Origin of the sequence: Desulfotruncus alcoholivorax DSM 16058, from assembly GCF_000430885.1 — a bacterium.
Lineage (GTDB): Bacteria > Bacillota > Desulfotomaculia > Desulfotomaculales > Desulfallaceae > Desulfotruncus > Desulfotruncus alcoholivorax.
Window position 1 is genome coordinate 112,365 of record NZ_AUMW01000003.1, and the last position, 15,743, is coordinate 128,107.

The following is a 15,743-nucleotide window of genomic DNA, read 5'->3' on the forward strand; positions in this document are numbered from 1 at the left end:
CTTACTGTCATTGTAGCGCAGCGAAGCAATCTCAATGGCGAAACATTATTTGTGGATATACCTCAGACCATAAAGTACATTTGGGATATTCCTCCGACCACAAAACCATGACCCCAAAGAGGAGGTATGTCCCCTTTCCTATAAATGAGATTGCTTCGTCGCTACGCTCCTCGCAATGACGGACCAACTATATTTTCATCCTCTGATGGTGCGGCATTGGAGTCTACCCAAAAAACTAATCAATTCTTTAAATTCATTCATTGTTAATGATTGACCACCATCTGACAAAGCGCGTTCCGGATCCGGGTGCACTTCCACCATCACACCGTCTGCCCCGGCGGCAAGGGCAGCTTTAGCCACTGGTATAACCAATTCCTTACGGCCCGTTCCATGACTCGGGTCAGCGATTATTGGAAGATGAGATAGCGTCTTCACGGCAGGGATAGCATTAATATCAAAAGTATAACGAGTATAAGTTTCAAAGCTTCGTATCCCTCTTTCACATAGAATAACATTTTTATTGCCTTCAGCTAAGATATATTCTGCCGCTAGAAGCCATTCATCCAGTTTTGCTGCGTAACCACGCTTTAACAAAACGGGATGACTAATTCTGCCCAGTTCTTGCAAGAGACAAAAGTTTTGCATATTTCGGCTGCCCACCTGAATTATATCCACATATTGACAAAATAAATCCAAATTTCTGATGTCAGTAATTTCTGTAACAAAAGGCAAACCAGACTGCTTACGGGCTTCAGCCAGTATTTCTAAACCTTCTTCTTCAAGCCCGCTAAAAGAATAGGGGGAAGTTCGCGGCTTGTATGCCCCTCCTCGTAAAATATTTACGCCCATTTTGCTTAGCTGTTTAGCCTGCTCAACGAAATTGACACCTTCAATAGCACAGGGTCCGGCAATTATTACTACATCTTTGCCAATATCAACATTGCCAACCCTGATTATCGTGTTATCGGGGTGGAAATCCCTGCTTGCCAGCTTATATGGAGGCACTGATATCACCCTTACTTTTATAATTTAAACAAGTTATGCAGCTTATGGATAATAATACAATATGACAAATTAGACTTAAAGTTGAACAGTGACACTAAATGTTAAATCTTCATATAATAGATAAATGTTTTTAATTTTGGGGGTCAAGATTATGCAATGGGCTCTATTTATACCCAATTTACATCAATTCCACCACCTGGATGATCCCTGGCAAAGTAAAGATTTAACTTTAGGGGAAAAAGCATACCAAAAGCTCCAGCAGGAATTTGGGGAAATAGATTTCAACAGGATATATTTCGGCCAGGAATTTTGTGAAAGGGCTATGCCGGGAATAAGAGAAATAAAAGAAGCGCTAGCCAGGAGCAGAGAAAAAAAATTCACACTAGTTACCCCTTATGTAACAGAAAAGGGCTTATCAAAACTTGTTGACATTTTTTATTATCTGGTTAAGTGTAAGCCTACTAGCGAGGTAGTTGTTAATGACTGGGGTGTGCTGCATTTAATAAGACAAAAGTTTCCCAGCTTAAAACCAGTATTCGGGAGATTGTTAAACAAAATGCTGCGCGATCCCAGACTCAAACCATGCTCCCCCAGCAAAACCTCTAATACAAAGTTTAAACATTTCCAAACCTGCAGCCTGGCAGGGTCACTCATGAAGGATCTTTTAAGTAAATATAATGTTGAAATAATAGAGATAGATAATTTACCGCAGGGTATCGACAACAACATTGCAAGTTGGGGATATCAAGTAGCTATGTATATTCCCTATGGTTATGTTACCACCGGTAGAATTTGTTTTTTCCAATCCTGGGACTTTAAGCTAAAAGATAAATTTAGAACTAACAGCAATTCATGCCAACATTTATGCAGAAGTAATTATCTTCACCTCAATACGATCAATGACTTGATTTCAATAAATCATAGCTGGGACTTAATTCAAAGGGGCAATACAGTGTTTTATAAACAAAAACCGGCTTTTTTAACATCAGGATTAAGCAATGCAAAAAATCTGGGTATTAACAGAATAATTTACCAGCCTGAGCCTTTTTAAGAAGGAGATACATGATGAAAATATTAGCTCCTGTTGCTTCCGCCAGCGAAGCCAAAGCTTTAATTGCTATGGGTGCAAGCGAGTTATACTGCGGCATTCAATTAAACAATTGGCAGAGAAAATTTGGGACAAATGTATGGATGAATAGACGGGGGAATAAAAACGCTAACATTCAAAGCCTTAATGAGTTAATACGGCTTATTACAGTGGCTCATGAAAAAAATGTGCCGGTATTTTTGGTATTAAATATGCCTTTCTACTCATCAGATCAGCATGTAGTCATATTATCGTTAATAGAAGATATTTTGGAGCACTGCCCTTTGGATGCGTTGATTATAGGTGACCCCGGTTTGATTATAGCGATAAAAAAAGCATTCCCCAAAATGGAAATCCATGCCAGCAGCTTAGCTCCGGTCTTAAACAGTGCTTCTGCATCCTTTTATAATAATTTAGGAGCATCCAGAATTATTTTCCCCCGCTATATAGACCTGCCCGATCTTAAAAATATCATCAACAAAATAGACAAAAAGATTGAAACAGAAGTTTTTATACTCAATGATGGCTGTGTCTTTGAGGAAGGATTCTGCAACGTCAGCCATGCGTTAGGAGGGGCCTTATGCCACAACCCCTTGCAATTTTACACACTGGTTCAAAAACAAAACAGCAGGCATGTAAACAGCAAAAAGCAACCATTTTCCCAGCATTTACAAAACTACCGGAAATGGTTGTGGCATGTTAGAAATTGTAACGGAGGAAGTGACCCCAAGGGGTATCCGTTAGGGATGTGTGGTTTATGCGCAATTCCAGAGCTGATTAATATGGGAGTAACTTCATTAAAAATAGTAGGCAGGGAAGCAAGTTTAAGTAAAAAAATACTAAGTGCTAAACTTGTCAGAAAGGTATTGGATTACGTTGAATCGTGCGATAAAGATGAAATTAGTGTCGCCAAAATACGCAGTATCAGGGGTACACCAAAACAGTGTTCTAACGGTTATATGTGCTATTTCAGGTAGCCAGGAGTCAGAATTCAAAATAATACTTCGAGACGATCTCATTCTGTCTTCTGACTCCAGAGCATTACTTATACTTATTGTATTTCAATTAAACAATTGACTCATGCAACATTAAATCTGTGGCCTAGCGATACTAAAACTATTAATCAGCTTCCTAAAGTTATCGCCGGTTATTTTTTCCTCGGTCAGCAATACATTTACCACTTGCTTGATGGCTCCTTTTAAAGAACCGAGAAAATCCTTAACCTTTTTTTCCTGTTCCTTGATAATTGAACTAATTACCTTGTGCCTGAGGTCGGCAGGCAGAATGTCCGGATCTACAACGCCCAGTTCAGACATGCCTGATTTAATAATTTGCCCGGCAGTCTTTATTGCCTGTTCAAAATCGTTACCAGCGCCTGTACTTCGATTGCCCAGAACAATCTCTTCTGCTATGGAACCTGCCAATAATACCTGAATTTGGTTCTCAAGGTATTCCCTTGTATATAAATAGCTATCGTTTTCAGGTGTCTGCCTCATGTAGCCCAGTGCTTGACCGCGGGGTGCAATTGTTAGCATTGAAACTGAACCTGGGCGTACTTTTTCGCCAACCAGGGCGTGTCCCACTTCATGCACGGCAACCCGCTCAAGTTCTTCTCGAGGCGGCCGCTTTTCCAATTTTTCTCCCATCATAATTTTATCAATGGCTTCGAGGAAGTGATGTTGCTTTATTTCAGCACACCCCTCCCGCATGGCCAAAATAGCTGCTTCATTGGCCAGGCTTTCCAGATGGGCTCCGCTAAAACCAAAAGTCTGTTTCGCTATTTCATTCAGGCTAACGTCATCCGACAAAGGTTTATTTCGGCAATGAAGTTTTAAAATTTCCAGTCGCCCTGACCTATCCGCCAGGTCAACTTTTACCTGACGGTCAAAACGGCCCGGACGCAAAAGTGCCGGGTCCAGCATATCCACCCTGTTGGTCGCCGCCATAACCAGTATTTTTACCTTATCATTAACCTTAAGGCCATCCATTTCAACCAGCATCTGGTTTAATGTCTGGTCATATTCATGGTGACTGGTATTCTGCCCCCTCTTCCCGCCAAGGATATCTATTTCGTCAATAAAAATTATTGCGCTATCCTTTTTTAGCTTAGTGGCAGTATCTCTGGCAGTTTGAAAAAGCTGCCTGACCCGTTGCGCTCCAACTCCTGCGTACATTTCAATAAATTCCGAACCGCTGCAGGCGACAAAAACCGACTCCGTGTAGCCCGCCGCAGCTTTAGCCATTAGCGTTTTCCCGGTACCTGGTGGTCCAGTCAGCAAAATACCCTTCAAGGGCCTAATTCCTAAATAAATGATCTTATCCTGATTAATAATAAAATCCAATGCCTCTTTTAGCTCATTAATGGCAGTAGCCTGTCCGCCAATATCCTCAAAATTAACCTTGGAGGCATTAGCAGGTGCCACACTAAAGGACTTAACCAGCATACCACGTGAACGGGCAACATAAATTAGAATACCCGCGGCCATCAACAGAAACAATATGGGAACTACATCATAACCGGAAATGGCCAGAAAAATCACACCAGCAAGGCCGATTCCCAAGCTTATTTCCTTAATCACGCTTTACCTCCTTTCTGTCTTAGCTGAAGCAGAGCTGTTTTCAGCATTGTTCCTGGGGATAACACTGTACAGATAATATTTGCCATCCTTCATTTGCCAGTAAATATTGCGGTCATCAATATCAACCTTGGACTCAAGTCCCGCCTCACTGGCGTATGAATCTAAATAATTGGCCATTTGCACAAAATCGCCATTTTGTAGCGCCTCGTAAATGGCAAATTTCCCTATGCCATACACTTTGTCCAATTGGTTATCTCGACGGTCAGTCAGCTCAATCGTAAAAGGGCGATTACCCATAACTTGTTCAACATCATTATAAACCCGTTGGTATGAATTCATCAGGTTTACGTTTTCACTTAGTGATATGCTTATCTTGTAGGTATCTGCCGAATCATCAATTTTATATGAAATTATCACAGGGTTGTTTTCCAGTTTGGCTATCAGCGGTTTTTGAAAGTTTAATCCTTTATACAACCATTGAGCACCAAAGAAGGCAGCCAGCCCAGCAGCCAGCGCGATAATAACTACATGTATTTTCATGCCCTTAATGTGCATTTCTACCATCCTCTCTAAGGTGACGAACCGGGCTTGCATTTTCCTTTCACAACGAGTTATTATAGCATACTCAACAGGTACTTTAGGCAGGGAATTGTCCCCAACATGAAAAGCGCGCATCAATCAGTTCCATATGCGCGCGTTTTGATACTGTGCATTTGTTTACAAGCCTACCCACAAAAAACTACCCTGAGTTTTTGGATTTTAACAAAAACCCCGCTTGTTGAAAGTAATCCATACCCGACCAGATAGTGAAAATAACCGCTATGAACATCGCTATGTTACCAAATGGAACATTTATCAGGTTAAACGGAAAATCCCTCAAAAACATAGCCACAATGGCAACTATTTGGGTTATGGTTTTAATTTTCCCCAACTTGCTGGCTGATATAATTACCCCCTCGGCAGTGGCCAGAGAACGCAGTCCCGTAACCGCAAACTCACGTCCAATGATAATAACTGCAACCCACCCGGACAGGCGATCCATTTCCACTAACGCAATCAACGCAGACGAAACCAATAATTTATCCGCAAGGGGATCCAACAGTTTACCCAGCGCCGTAATCATCTTCTTTTTTCGGGCGATATAACCGTCTAACCCGTCGGTACATGCTGCTAGCACAAACACACCTGCGGCGATATAGTCTCCAAGTGGAAGGCGCAAGGAAAGCACTGCCAGGAAAACCGGTACCATTAAAATCCTAAGCAGCGTTAGCCTGTTTGGTAGATTCATTTCGTACGTACTCCTGACAAATCATATTCAGTTGAATCAAGAATTTTAACCTTCACAAATTCCCCGGCCCGTATCAGTTCCTCCGAGGCAAAAAAAACTTTTCCGTCAATCTCAGGAGCATCACCCTCGGTCCGGCCCCAGTACAGGCTAGCGTCATCGTCCCAACCTTCAACCAGGACGTTTTTTTCCGCACCGACAAGTTTTCTATTGTTTTGAGCTGAAATATTCTGCTGAAGTGTCATGGCTGCTTCAAGTCTGGCAGCTATTTCTTGATCACTGAGCCGGCCCGGCAATTGTTCCGCTGCAGTTCCTTCTTCAAGTGAATATCCGAATATGCCGGCCCTGTCAAACCTTGTTTGTTCGATAAAACTGAGCAATTCATTAAATTCTTCTTCAGTTTCTCCGGGAAAGCCCACAATAAACGTAGTTCTCAAGGTAATACCCGGTATCATCCGCCTCAGCTTACTAATCAGGTAAGTAATGTGCTCTTTACTTCCCCGCCTGTTCATCATCTTTAAAATGCGATTATTAATATGCTGCAAAGGTAAATCAATATACCGGCAAATTTTTTGTGAAGATTGTATTACTTCAAGCAGTTCCCTGGTTATCGTTGTTGGGTAGCAGTACATCAACCTGATCCAGCGGCAGTTTTCAATTCTTTCCAACTTTTGCAGTAAATTGGCCAGCTGGTAACGGCCATACAAGTCTATTCCATAGCGGGTGGTTTCCTGGGCTACCACAATTAATTCTTTGGTGCCACCGAAACATAGTTCTTTTGCCTCTTCGATTATATCTTCCAAAGGCCTGCTGCGATAAGGCCCCCTAATCATTGGAATGGCACAATATGAACAGCGGTTTTCACAGCCTTCAGCAATTTTTAAATAGGCGGTATGCCTGGGGGTAGTTAGTATTCTCGATTCTTTGCCGTGGTGGATATACCCTGGTTTATCCACCAAAACCGGCCTTTGCCCTGTTAGAACTTTGTTAACGGTTGAAACTATTTCCGGTACTGACCCGGTACCTATGATACCGTCTATTTCAGGTATCTCTTCCAATAATTCAGTGGCATATCTTTGGGCCAAGCATCCTGCAACCACGATGTGGGCACACCTGCCTGTTTCCTTGAGCCTTGCCGCGTCAAAAATAGCGTTAATGGATTCTTCCTTGGCTGATGTAATAAAACCACAGGTATTAATGATAATAACTTCGGCTTCTTCAGCCTTGCCGGTTATTTGATAACCGGCCTTTTCTAAATGACCCAGCATAATTTCTGTGTCAACCCTGTTTTTAGCGCAACCGAGACTAATCATACCAATTTTCTTATTCATTTATTAATCCCCAATTTTATTTTAGCCCAATGGTAGTTACCTGCCAGCAGAAGTTCACCCGGTGTTTCCAACCTGAAATGCTCGTGTAATTACCTGTCCGGGGGCACCCAGAAAACCATAATCCTTGCCGTTGACCATAACCTTTACCGCTCCGGCATTACCAAGCTTAAGCTGGACGCTTTCCTCTCCTTTAAAAGTTTTTACGCTGCCAGGACCAACCATTCCCTCAAAAGCATTTTTATCGTCAACGATAATCCTCATCCAGCACTCCGAGTCCGTCACTTGCAATACCACATCCATACCGGTTAAAGGCACTTCGTTGGAGGGATTGTTTTCTGGTTTTTTAGGACCTGTATCCCCTGGTGCAGTCCCATCATACGATGGATTATCAGTTGATTTTGGACTTTTTCCGTTTTCCGATAATTTATTCTGCAAACCGGCATAAGAAGATCCCAATAAGTATATAAAACCAACCAGAATAACTGCGGCAACAATCGCCCAATACTTTCCATTTCGCTTACCTGTCTTCTCTGTTTTGGATATTATTGTTTCTTGTGGGGGATCAATATTTTCCATTTGATCCTTAATTATTTCGTTGTATTCGTGGACAAGTTTCTCCCCGTCCAAGCTTAAAAAACGAGCGTAATTGCGCAAAAACCCTCTTACATAAACCTTGCCCGGAATAATCTCAAAATTATTATCCTCCAGGGCCTTTACATATTTTCTGCGAATCTTAGTCGCTTCTTCAACATCTTCCAAGGACAACCCCATTTTTTCCCTGGTTTCACTTAAAATTTCACCGATAGCCAATATGGATCACCTCCCCGCATTATAGGGACAATCCTTCCATAAAACAAGCAATTTCTTTAACTGCCATATCCAAATTTTCGGTATTTACGGATAAAAAATAATCATTGTTTGGTCCGTCAGGATATTTATATAATGGATCATAGTAGTTAAGCAATAAAAATTCAATTACTTTATTTATTTTGCCATTGTCTAATAATGCTATGAGTTCTACGACTTTACGATTGCCGATATATTTGGCCAAACGTTTTATAGCTGCTTCAAGGGCGGCCAAATTACCGTCCTTTCCGGTCGAATAATCTCTTTTAATCCGCTCGGTCCTTGCTTGCACAGAAGCGTACAATAATATGTTAATTCCCTTACTCATGGTGTTAAAAAGTGATGAGGGTATAATTAATTTGCCAATTCTTTTACTTTCACACTCAACTAAAAAAAAGCCGTTGTTTTTCACCAACCTTAGTTCACTTTCAATCAAAGCCTCAAACATTTTTTGACCAGGAGACGGAAGCTGTCCAATCTTACCAAAAACCGACCCCCTATGCCTAGCTAATCCTTCCAGATCCAGCACATTAAAACCTTGACTCTGTAATTCCAAAAGCACATCGGTTTTGCCAACCCCCGTCAAGCCGTGCAAAACCACTGCCCGGTACGGCAATACCTCCCTTTCAAAGAATTGTAATACATGCTTCCGGTAGGACTTAAAGCCACCGGTAACGCGAAAAATCTTAAAACCCATCGCATCAAGTATGCTGGCAGCGAAATGGCTGCGTTCTCCACCGCGCCAGCAAAATATGACAACTTTTTTTTCGGGGGCAATTTCTTTAAAGGAATATACAAAGGCTGGCAATTTGGGTGCCAGTATCTCCATAGCCACGTCCCTTGCTTTTCCCGGTCCTTCGTGTTTATGAACGGTGCCTACAATTGCCCTTTCGACATTATCCAATAGTGGAATGTTGAGCGCCCCGGGTATTGTCGCTTCTCGGAATTCACCCGGCGAGCGCAGATCCACAACCGGTATTTCTGCCATTTTTTTTAATGCATCCTCTATGCTTATATCCTGGTACATACTGTCCTCCGGTTAATTTAAAATTCCCTTCGACATACCCCTTTATTTATCCTTTTTTTAATTATCATTTCCTGCTCTTGTTTCAGATTGATTATTAAACCGGTCATATTCCTCCTTCGTTATTAAAAGAGCTCTTGGCCGGCTACCCTCGTAACCGCCCACGTAACCTTTTTTCTCCATTATATCAATTAGCCTGGCTGCCCTGGCATAGCCAATATGCAGCCGTCTTTGCAATAAAGAAATTGATGCATGGCCGGTTTCCAAAAAGATTTTAACAGCCTGGGCCAGCAGGTCATCCTCGGCATCTGCCGGCTCGCTGAATTGCTTCACCTGGCGGTCAAGTCCCTCATCATATTTCGGTTCGGCCTGTTTTTTCCAGTGTTGAACCAGCAATTCCACCTCCCGGTCTGAAAGATAAGCCCCTTGAACCCTTATCGGTTTTGTTGCCCCAACCGGGTAAAACAACATATCGCCACGCCCTAATAATTTTTCCGCCCCGCCCATATCAAGTATAGTCCTGGAATCAATTTGAGATGACACTGCAAAACTGACTCTGGAAGGAATATTGGCTTTAATCAGGCCGGTTATAATATCCACCGAAGGCCTCTGTGTGGCCACCACCAGGTGAATTCCCGCAGCCCTGGCCATCTGGGCAAGTCTGCAGATAGCATCTTCCACATCCGCCGGAGCGACCATCATCAGATCAGCCAATTCATCTATTACAACAACTAAAAACGGCAATGGAACTTTTCCATGTTCAAGTATATATTTATTATACCTGACAATATCACGCACTCCGGCACTTGCAAATAATTCATAGCGATATTCCATTTCCTTGACAGCCCAGCGCAAGGACGTCGCTGCCTTTTTAGGATCGGTTACAACCGGTGAGACTAAATGCGGAATACCGTTAAATACAGATAGCTCAACCATCTTTGGATCGATAATTAAAAATTTTGTTTGCATCGGGGTGGACTTAAACAAAATTCCAGCCAGCAGCGTGTTCAAACATACACTTTTACCCGCCCCTGTGGCACCTGCAATTAGCAGGTGCGGCATCCTGGTCAGATCGTCAACCACCGGCACACCCGCTATATCCTTACCTAAAGCAACTGTTAGGTGGGACGGCATTTTTTGAAACTCCTCCGTTTCCACCAACTCACGCAGGTATACGGTGGCAATCTCCTTGTTGGGAACTTCAATCCCTACAACCGCTTTACCGGGGATCGGGGCTTCAATTCGAACATCCGGCGAGGCCATGCTTAACGCGATGTCATCGGCCAGCCCGACAATGCGGCTGACTTTTACCCCCGGCGGCGGCTGCACCTCATACCTGGTTATAGCCGGGCCCCTGGAGACCCGTGTGACCTTTGCCCGAATGCCAAAACTCCCCAGGGTTTCTTCAAGTTTTTTTACATTATCATTAATATCCTTATTGTTTTTGCTGACCTTGCCTCGAACAGGTTTGGTTAAAAGAGATAATGGCGGAAGAACATATGAATCTTTGATTAAAACTTTTTCCGCCTTATTTATCCCGTACTCCTCAGTTTCGATATCATCTTTAAACTCGTCCTGGTTACTTTCTTTCTCACCAGGGCGTGATTGGGAGTAAGGCGGCCTGTAATAAATTACGTTACTCTTCTTTTCAACAGGCACAGGCCCGGCATCATTAATCTCTTCAATTACAAGACCCAGGCTGTCCGGCATGTCGCCATCCTTACCGTCAATAATTATTGGGGTCTCCTGCTCCTCCTCTTCATCAGAAGTAAAGAGAAAATTATTGATTAAAGTAACTGTTTTTTTTAAATTTGCAATAATCTTTTGAACAGCTTTTTTAAAAAGCTCCGCCATTGATTGGTTTGTCAGAAGCAACAGGCCCACCAAAAAAAGAGTTACCAGTACAATATACATGCCGAAGAGCCCGAACGCCTTTAACAGCAGGAAGTAAACCGCAGCACCGATAATCCCGCCACCGTCCCCCATTAATCCGGCTTTTAGAATATAATCTTTTGGTATTGAAACATGCAATAATGTCAGTATCACTAATGCAATAATTAATACACCACGCAAATCAACATGAACCTTAACTTTTTCTTTGCGCAGCAACAATCTCAGCCCAAATGTCGCAAATAAAAAAGGAATTAGATATCTGCCTTCTCCGGCAAGTTTCATCAACAGGCTGTTTAAATACCAGGCGACCAAGCCGGAAGTTGGATTTAAAACACTTAGCAAAGTTAATATCGCTGCCGCGAGTAAAACAATGCCGGTTATCTCAAATTTCACTTCCTCTTTGGACTTAATAGAAGCAGGCACAGGCGCACCCCCTTTCAGTATACATATTCCATAATTTACATATAATACCTGCTCATGTAACAAAAAAAAGCCTCATTAAATGGCGTTAACCACAAAAATTCTCACGTTATTTGAATCTGACGATCCGGTGGTTCCCTCCGCGCGCTGCGCAATTTTCCTTACCGTCATTGCGATCGCAGCGAAAGGGAGGTGTATCCCCTTTCCCATAAAAGAGATTGCTTCGTCGCTTCGCTCCTCGCAATGACAAACTAACAATATGGTCATCTTTCTGCTGGTGACGCATTGCAGCTTGGAGGTCCAACGAAAAGAAAAAGCGCGGGTTTAGCCCACGCTGTATTTATAAATATAACACTTTGATTTAACGCAAAAAGTAAACTCCGATTACAAACAGGCCGGCCAGCAGCCGGTACCAGATAAATATGGAAAAACTGCGGCGGGTCAGGTATTTTAAAAGAAATTTAATTGAGGCAAACCCTACTATCGCTGAAACGACTAGTCCAGTGATAAAATACACGTTAACATCGCTGGGCGATAAATCAATGGCTGTTTTTAATCCAGCCCCGGCAATAATAGGAGTTGACAATAAAAACGAAAAACGAGCCGACGTTTCGCGATTTAAACCCATCAACCTGCCCGCCGTCATGGTAACACCTGAGCGTGAAACACCGGGAATGATGGCCAGAACCTGGGATATGCCAATAAAAAGGCTTTCTTTCAGCCCGATCATGCTCATGTTTTTGCCGGAATAAGAGCGCGTATCGGCGAAATAAAGTATTACGCCTAAAATCATGAGCATGATACCAATTAACAGAGGGTTGCGAAAAATCGTTTCCGCATACCCTTCAAGCAGGTATCCGCCAATGCCGCCTGGTATTGTGCTGATTATCAGTAACCAGAACAGCCTGCCTTCCATCGTGCTTTTAAATCTCAGGCCGTCACTGATCAAATTGATCCAATCACGCCAGAAATATGCAATAACGGCAAACAGCGTACCTACGTGCAAAGCAACATCAAATTGCAGTCCGGCATCTTTCCATCCCATCAACCAGGGGACAAGTACCAGGTGAGCTGAACTCGAAATAGGTAAAAACTCGCCCAGCCCCTGAACTATACCAAGTATGATGGCTTGTATAAAATCCAATATTATCCCTGCCTTTTTAATTATAATGAGCAGCATCATTATAACACAGGGACAGACTTTAAAACCAGAAAAGTATTAATTTAATTTGCACAATCCGGGATGATTTGCGTTCCCGGCAATAAATCTCCGCGTAAATAGTCATTAGGGTTTGTACTCAACAGCTGTACTATTTCCTCTTTTCCTGCGCTGTTTTTACGCACTATCGCGGGTACACCATTAACGGTTACTTTTCTATCTGATGAATGATCCATTTGATCAAGCCCGGCCAAAACAAGCTCTAATTGCATAGGTGTATAGAGAATCATTGCAGTGGTCCCTCATTTCTATGCTTTCTTTCATCCATCATGCAATTCAGCTTTTCCAGTGCCTTGCTAATGCCTCCGGTCTCATCGATTAGCCCGCAATCCACCGCTTCCTGCCCAATAAGTACGGTGCCAATATCTCTAGCCAGCTCACCGGTACGGAACATTAGTTCTCGGAATTTGTCCTGGCTAATTTTAGAATGATGAGTAACAAATCTTACTACACGATCCTGCATTTTATCGAGATACTCATAAGTTTGTGGCACCCCTATAACCAGACCGTTGAGCCTGATGGGATGGATAGTCATACTGGCAGTTTCAGCAATAAATGAATAATCCGTAGCCACTGCTATAGGCACCCCTATACTGTGGCCACCGCCAAGTACTACTGAAACTGTTGGCTTGGACAAGCTTGTTATCATTTCGGCAATGGCCAGTCCGGCTTCAACATCACCGCCGACTGTATTTAAAATAATCAGTACACCTTCAATTTCAGGACTTTGCTCAATAGCCACCAGCTGGGGAATTAAATGCTCATATTTGGTTGTTTTATTCTGGGGCGGCAGTACTAGATGGCCTTCTATTTGCCCGACTATAGTTAAGCAATGGATATTGCTTTTAACTTCGGGCACTTGGGTAGATCCGATTTCTTTTACTGTATCCAAAGTATTTTTAGATTTGCCGGTTATTCTTGTTCTTTCAGCATTAGGGTCCTGGTTGGGATGTTCGTGATGCTCCGGATTTGTTTCCGGACCAGGTTGAGCTGGAGGTTGATATGGGAATATACCCGGAACTTGGTTAAAAGATTTGTAGTAAGACATTGCTATCCTCTCCGTTTCTTTTATGTTGCCTAATGACTTTTAGTATTGTATCGAAGTAATAAAAAAATACACGGTTATAGATCCGTGTATTTTTAGCAAGAAATCTTGATGATTATATTTCCATGATGATTGGTAAAATCATTGGCCTTCTTCTGGTTTTCTCGTAAAGGAACCTACTTAAATCGTCTCTGACCATAGACTTAATTGAAGCCCACTCGGACATTTTTTTGGCTGAACATTTATCAAGCGCTAATTTAACCTTTCCTTTAGCATCTTCCATCAATTCTTCAGATTCTCTAACGTACACAAAACCACGTGATACAATGTCCGGTCCGGATATAATCTGTCCACTTTCTTTGCTGATAGTCACCACAACGATCAATATCCCGTCCTGAGATAACTGACGCCTGTCACGCAGCACAATATTGCCGACATCGCCTACGCCAAGGCCGTCTACAAGTACCCTTCCCGCGGTAACTCTACCCGCAAGACGCCCGCTGCGCCTGCTTAGCTCCAGAACCTGACCGTTTTCCGCCACAAATATGTTGCTTTCGGGAATGCCCATTTCCCGCGCCAACCTGGCATGTTTAATCAGCATCCGGTATTCACCGTGCACCGGGATAAAAAATTTGGGCTTTACTAAATTAATCATCAACTTCAGTTCTTCCTGGCTGGGATGCCCGCTAACATGAATACCGGAAACAGCTTCATAAATAACATTTGCACCCAGCTTAAAGAGCTGGTCAATAACCCGGGCTACCAGTTTTTCATTACCCGGTATGGGTGTGGCGGATATTATTATTGTATCACCCGGCATAATCTCTACCTGCCGGTGGTCTCTGCTTGCCATTCTGGTCAGCGCGCTCATTGGTTCGCCCTGGCTTCCGGTTGTAAGATAAACCACCTGGTTTCTGGGCAACCTGCCCGCTTCGTCCAGTTCAATCAAAATATCTTCAGGCACCTTAAGGTAACCGAGTTCCCGGGCAATATTTACCACGTTAACCATGCTTCGCCCAACCACAGCTACCTTTCTCTTATAACGATAAGCAGTAGTTATAGCTTGTTGCAACCTGTGGACGTTAGATGCAAATGTCGCCACGATAATTCTCTCATTTGCTTGCCTGAAGCTGTCGTCAAAAGTTTGCCCTACAACCTTTTCCGATAGAGTATACCCGGGTCTCTCGACATTTGTGCTGTCACTTAGCAGCACCAGTACACCCTTTTCACCCAATTGAGCCAACCGGTTAAAATCCGTCACTTCTCCGTCAACTGGCGTTTGATCCAGTTTAAAGTCTCCTGTATGTACAATAACCCCCACAGGAGTCTCTATTGCCAGTGACACGGCGTCGGGTATGCTGTGAGAAACACGTATAAATTCAATTTTAAACGGCCCTATGGAAATTATATCCCGGGGTTTGACGCAATAAAGCTTAGCTTCATCGACCATTTGCCGTTCGCGTAATTTTTCCTTTAAAATGCCAAGTGTGAGCCTGGTTCCATAAACCGGCACATTTAACTCTCTCAGCACATAAGGCAATGCTCCTATGTGATCCTCGTGACCATGCGTCAACACTATTCCCCTGACAATATTTTTATTCTCTAAAAGATAGGTGATATCAGGAATCACCATATCTATCCCCAGTAGATCCTCTTCCGGAAACATCAGCCCAGAATCAATTACCAGAATATTTTCCCCGTATCTCACCACCATCATGTTTTTCCCGATCTCACCAAGTCCCCCGAGGGGGACTATGTAAAGCTTGGGTTCTCTTACCATATTACACCTCCCTCAATTCACTGAAAAATAATTATAACCATCTAAACCGGTGAGAAGCAGAAGAAGGCGGGAAAATATTCATTTTTGAAAGCAATCCGTTCTAAAACTTGCTAGTACATTATACTGTATCTTATTCTTTTGAACAAGAAGCTTGGAAAATACTTTATTTTTGGAAAACAAAAGGAGCCTGTTTTGGCTCCATAAATCCATTCATAATAAATATATTTAC

General features: G+C 42.8%; 14 protein-coding genes. 2 read left to right on the forward strand and 12 right to left on the reverse strand.

Features of this window, described 5'->3' with window-relative positions:
- Positions 1 to 195: 195 nt before the first annotated feature.
- Positions 196 to 1,005: a 3-deoxy-7-phosphoheptulonate synthase gene (gene aroF, locus H569_RS19025; RefSeq protein WP_051273172.1), complete on the reverse strand. Its 810-nt coding sequence runs from the start codon at positions 1,003 to 1,005 to the stop codon at positions 196 to 198.
- Positions 1,006 to 1,129: 124 nt separating this feature from the next.
- Between aroF and H569_RS0102995 the strand changes: the two genes are divergently transcribed.
- Positions 1,130 to 2,056 carry a hypothetical protein gene (locus H569_RS0102995; RefSeq protein ID WP_157833452.1) on the forward strand — a complete coding sequence of 309 codons (927 nt, stop codon included), beginning with the start codon at positions 1,130 to 1,132 and terminating at the stop codon, positions 2,054 to 2,056.
- A gap of 14 nt (positions 2,057 to 2,070) precedes the next feature.
- Entirely contained in the window at positions 2,071 to 3,069 is a 999-nt protein-coding gene (locus H569_RS0103000; RefSeq protein WP_027363768.1) for a peptidase U32 family protein, read from the forward strand.
- Positions 3,070 to 3,180: 111 nt separating this feature from the next.
- Here H569_RS0103000 and H569_RS0103005 read toward each other — a convergent pair whose 3' ends face one another.
- The 11 genes from H569_RS0103005 to H569_RS0103055 form a co-directional block, all read right to left on the reverse strand.
- Positions 3,181 to 4,671 (reverse strand): AAA family ATPase, encoded by a 1,491-nt coding sequence (locus H569_RS0103005; RefSeq protein ID WP_027363769.1) that lies wholly within the window; start codon positions 4,669 to 4,671, stop codon positions 3,181 to 3,183.
- A gap of 3 nt (positions 4,672 to 4,674) precedes the next feature.
- Positions 4,675 to 5,226: a hypothetical protein gene (locus H569_RS0103010; protein ID WP_027363770.1), complete on the reverse strand. Its 552-nt coding sequence runs from the start codon at positions 5,224 to 5,226 to the stop codon at positions 4,675 to 4,677.
- A 184-nt stretch (positions 5,227 to 5,410) separates the two neighbouring features.
- A complete protein-coding gene (pgsA, locus tag H569_RS0103015; RefSeq protein WP_027363771.1) occupies positions 5,411 to 5,959 on the reverse strand; it encodes a CDP-diacylglycerol--glycerol-3-phosphate 3-phosphatidyltransferase in 549 nt (182 codons plus the stop codon).
- The gene (rimO, locus tag H569_RS0103020; RefSeq protein WP_027363772.1) at positions 5,956 to 7,287 is read right to left on the reverse strand and encodes a 30S ribosomal protein S12 methylthiotransferase RimO; all 1,332 of its coding nucleotides are present in this window, start codon (positions 7,285 to 7,287) and stop codon (positions 5,956 to 5,958) included. Before rimO ends, pgsA begins: the two co-directional genes overlap by 4 nt.
- Positions 7,288 to 7,341: 54 nt before the next feature.
- Positions 7,342 to 8,097 (reverse strand): helix-turn-helix domain-containing protein, encoded by a 756-nt coding sequence (locus tag H569_RS0103025; RefSeq protein WP_027363773.1) that lies wholly within the window; start codon positions 8,095 to 8,097, stop codon positions 7,342 to 7,344.
- A 19-nt stretch (positions 8,098 to 8,116) separates the two neighbouring features.
- Positions 8,117 to 9,160 (reverse strand): tRNA 2-selenouridine(34) synthase MnmH, encoded by a 1,044-nt coding sequence (gene mnmH / locus H569_RS0103030; protein WP_027363774.1) that lies wholly within the window; start codon positions 9,158 to 9,160, stop codon positions 8,117 to 8,119.
- Between the two features lie 57 nt (positions 9,161 to 9,217).
- On the reverse strand, positions 9,218 to 11,473 hold the full coding sequence (locus H569_RS0103035; RefSeq protein WP_027363775.1) for a DNA translocase FtsK: 2,256 nt from the start codon (positions 11,471 to 11,473) through the stop codon (positions 9,218 to 9,220).
- 358 nt (positions 11,474 to 11,831) lie between these two features.
- Complete coding sequence (locus H569_RS0103040; RefSeq protein ID WP_027363776.1) at positions 11,832 to 12,614, reverse strand: undecaprenyl-diphosphate phosphatase; 783 nt, start codon at positions 12,612 to 12,614, stop codon at positions 11,832 to 11,834.
- 80 nt (positions 12,615 to 12,694) lie between these two features.
- Complete coding sequence (locus H569_RS0103045) at positions 12,695 to 12,919, reverse strand: YlzJ-like family protein (protein ID WP_027363777.1); 225 nt, start codon at positions 12,917 to 12,919, stop codon at positions 12,695 to 12,697.
- Positions 12,916 to 13,737: a ClpP family protease gene (locus tag H569_RS0103050; RefSeq protein WP_027363778.1), complete on the reverse strand. Its 822-nt coding sequence runs from the start codon at positions 13,735 to 13,737 to the stop codon at positions 12,916 to 12,918. Before H569_RS0103050 ends, H569_RS0103045 begins: the two co-directional genes overlap by 4 nt.
- Positions 13,738 to 13,849: 112 nt before the next feature.
- Positions 13,850 to 15,514, reverse strand: a complete 1,665-nt coding sequence (locus H569_RS0103055) for a ribonuclease J (protein ID WP_027363779.1) — start codon at positions 15,512 to 15,514, stop codon at positions 13,850 to 13,852.
- Between the last annotated feature and the right edge of the window lie 229 nt (positions 15,515 to 15,743).

Excerpts from the sequence above, each read along its gene's own strand:
- H569_RS0102995 (WP_157833452.1), top strand. The coding sequence starts at position 1,130 with ATGTTTTTAATTTTGGGGGTCAAGATTATGCAATGGGCTCTATTTATA.
- H569_RS0103000 (WP_027363768.1), top strand. The coding sequence starts at position 2,071 with ATGAAAATATTAGCTCCTGTTGCTTCCGCCAGCGAAGCCAAAGCTTTA.
- H569_RS0103010 (WP_027363770.1), bottom strand. The coding sequence starts at position 5,226 with ATGCACATTAAGGGCATGAAAATACATGTAGTTATTATCGCGCTGGCT.
- pgsA (WP_027363771.1), bottom strand. The coding sequence starts at position 5,959 with ATGAATCTACCAAACAGGCTAACGCTGCTTAGGATTTTAATGGTACCG.
- rimO (WP_027363772.1), bottom strand. The coding sequence starts at position 7,287 with ATGAATAAGAAAATTGGTATGATTAGTCTCGGTTGCGCTAAAAACAGG.
- mnmH (WP_027363774.1), bottom strand. The coding sequence starts at position 9,160 with ATGTACCAGGATATAAGCATAGAGGATGCATTAAAAAAAATGGCAGAA.
- H569_RS0103045 (WP_027363777.1), bottom strand. The coding sequence starts at position 12,919 with ATGATTCTCTATACACCTATGCAATTAGAGCTTGTTTTGGCCGGGCTT.
- H569_RS0103050 (WP_027363778.1), bottom strand. The coding sequence starts at position 13,737 with ATGTCTTACTACAAATCTTTTAACCAAGTTCCGGGTATATTCCCATAT.
- H569_RS0103055 (WP_027363779.1), bottom strand. The coding sequence starts at position 15,514 with ATGGTAAGAGAACCCAAGCTTTACATAGTCCCCCTCGGGGGACTTGGT.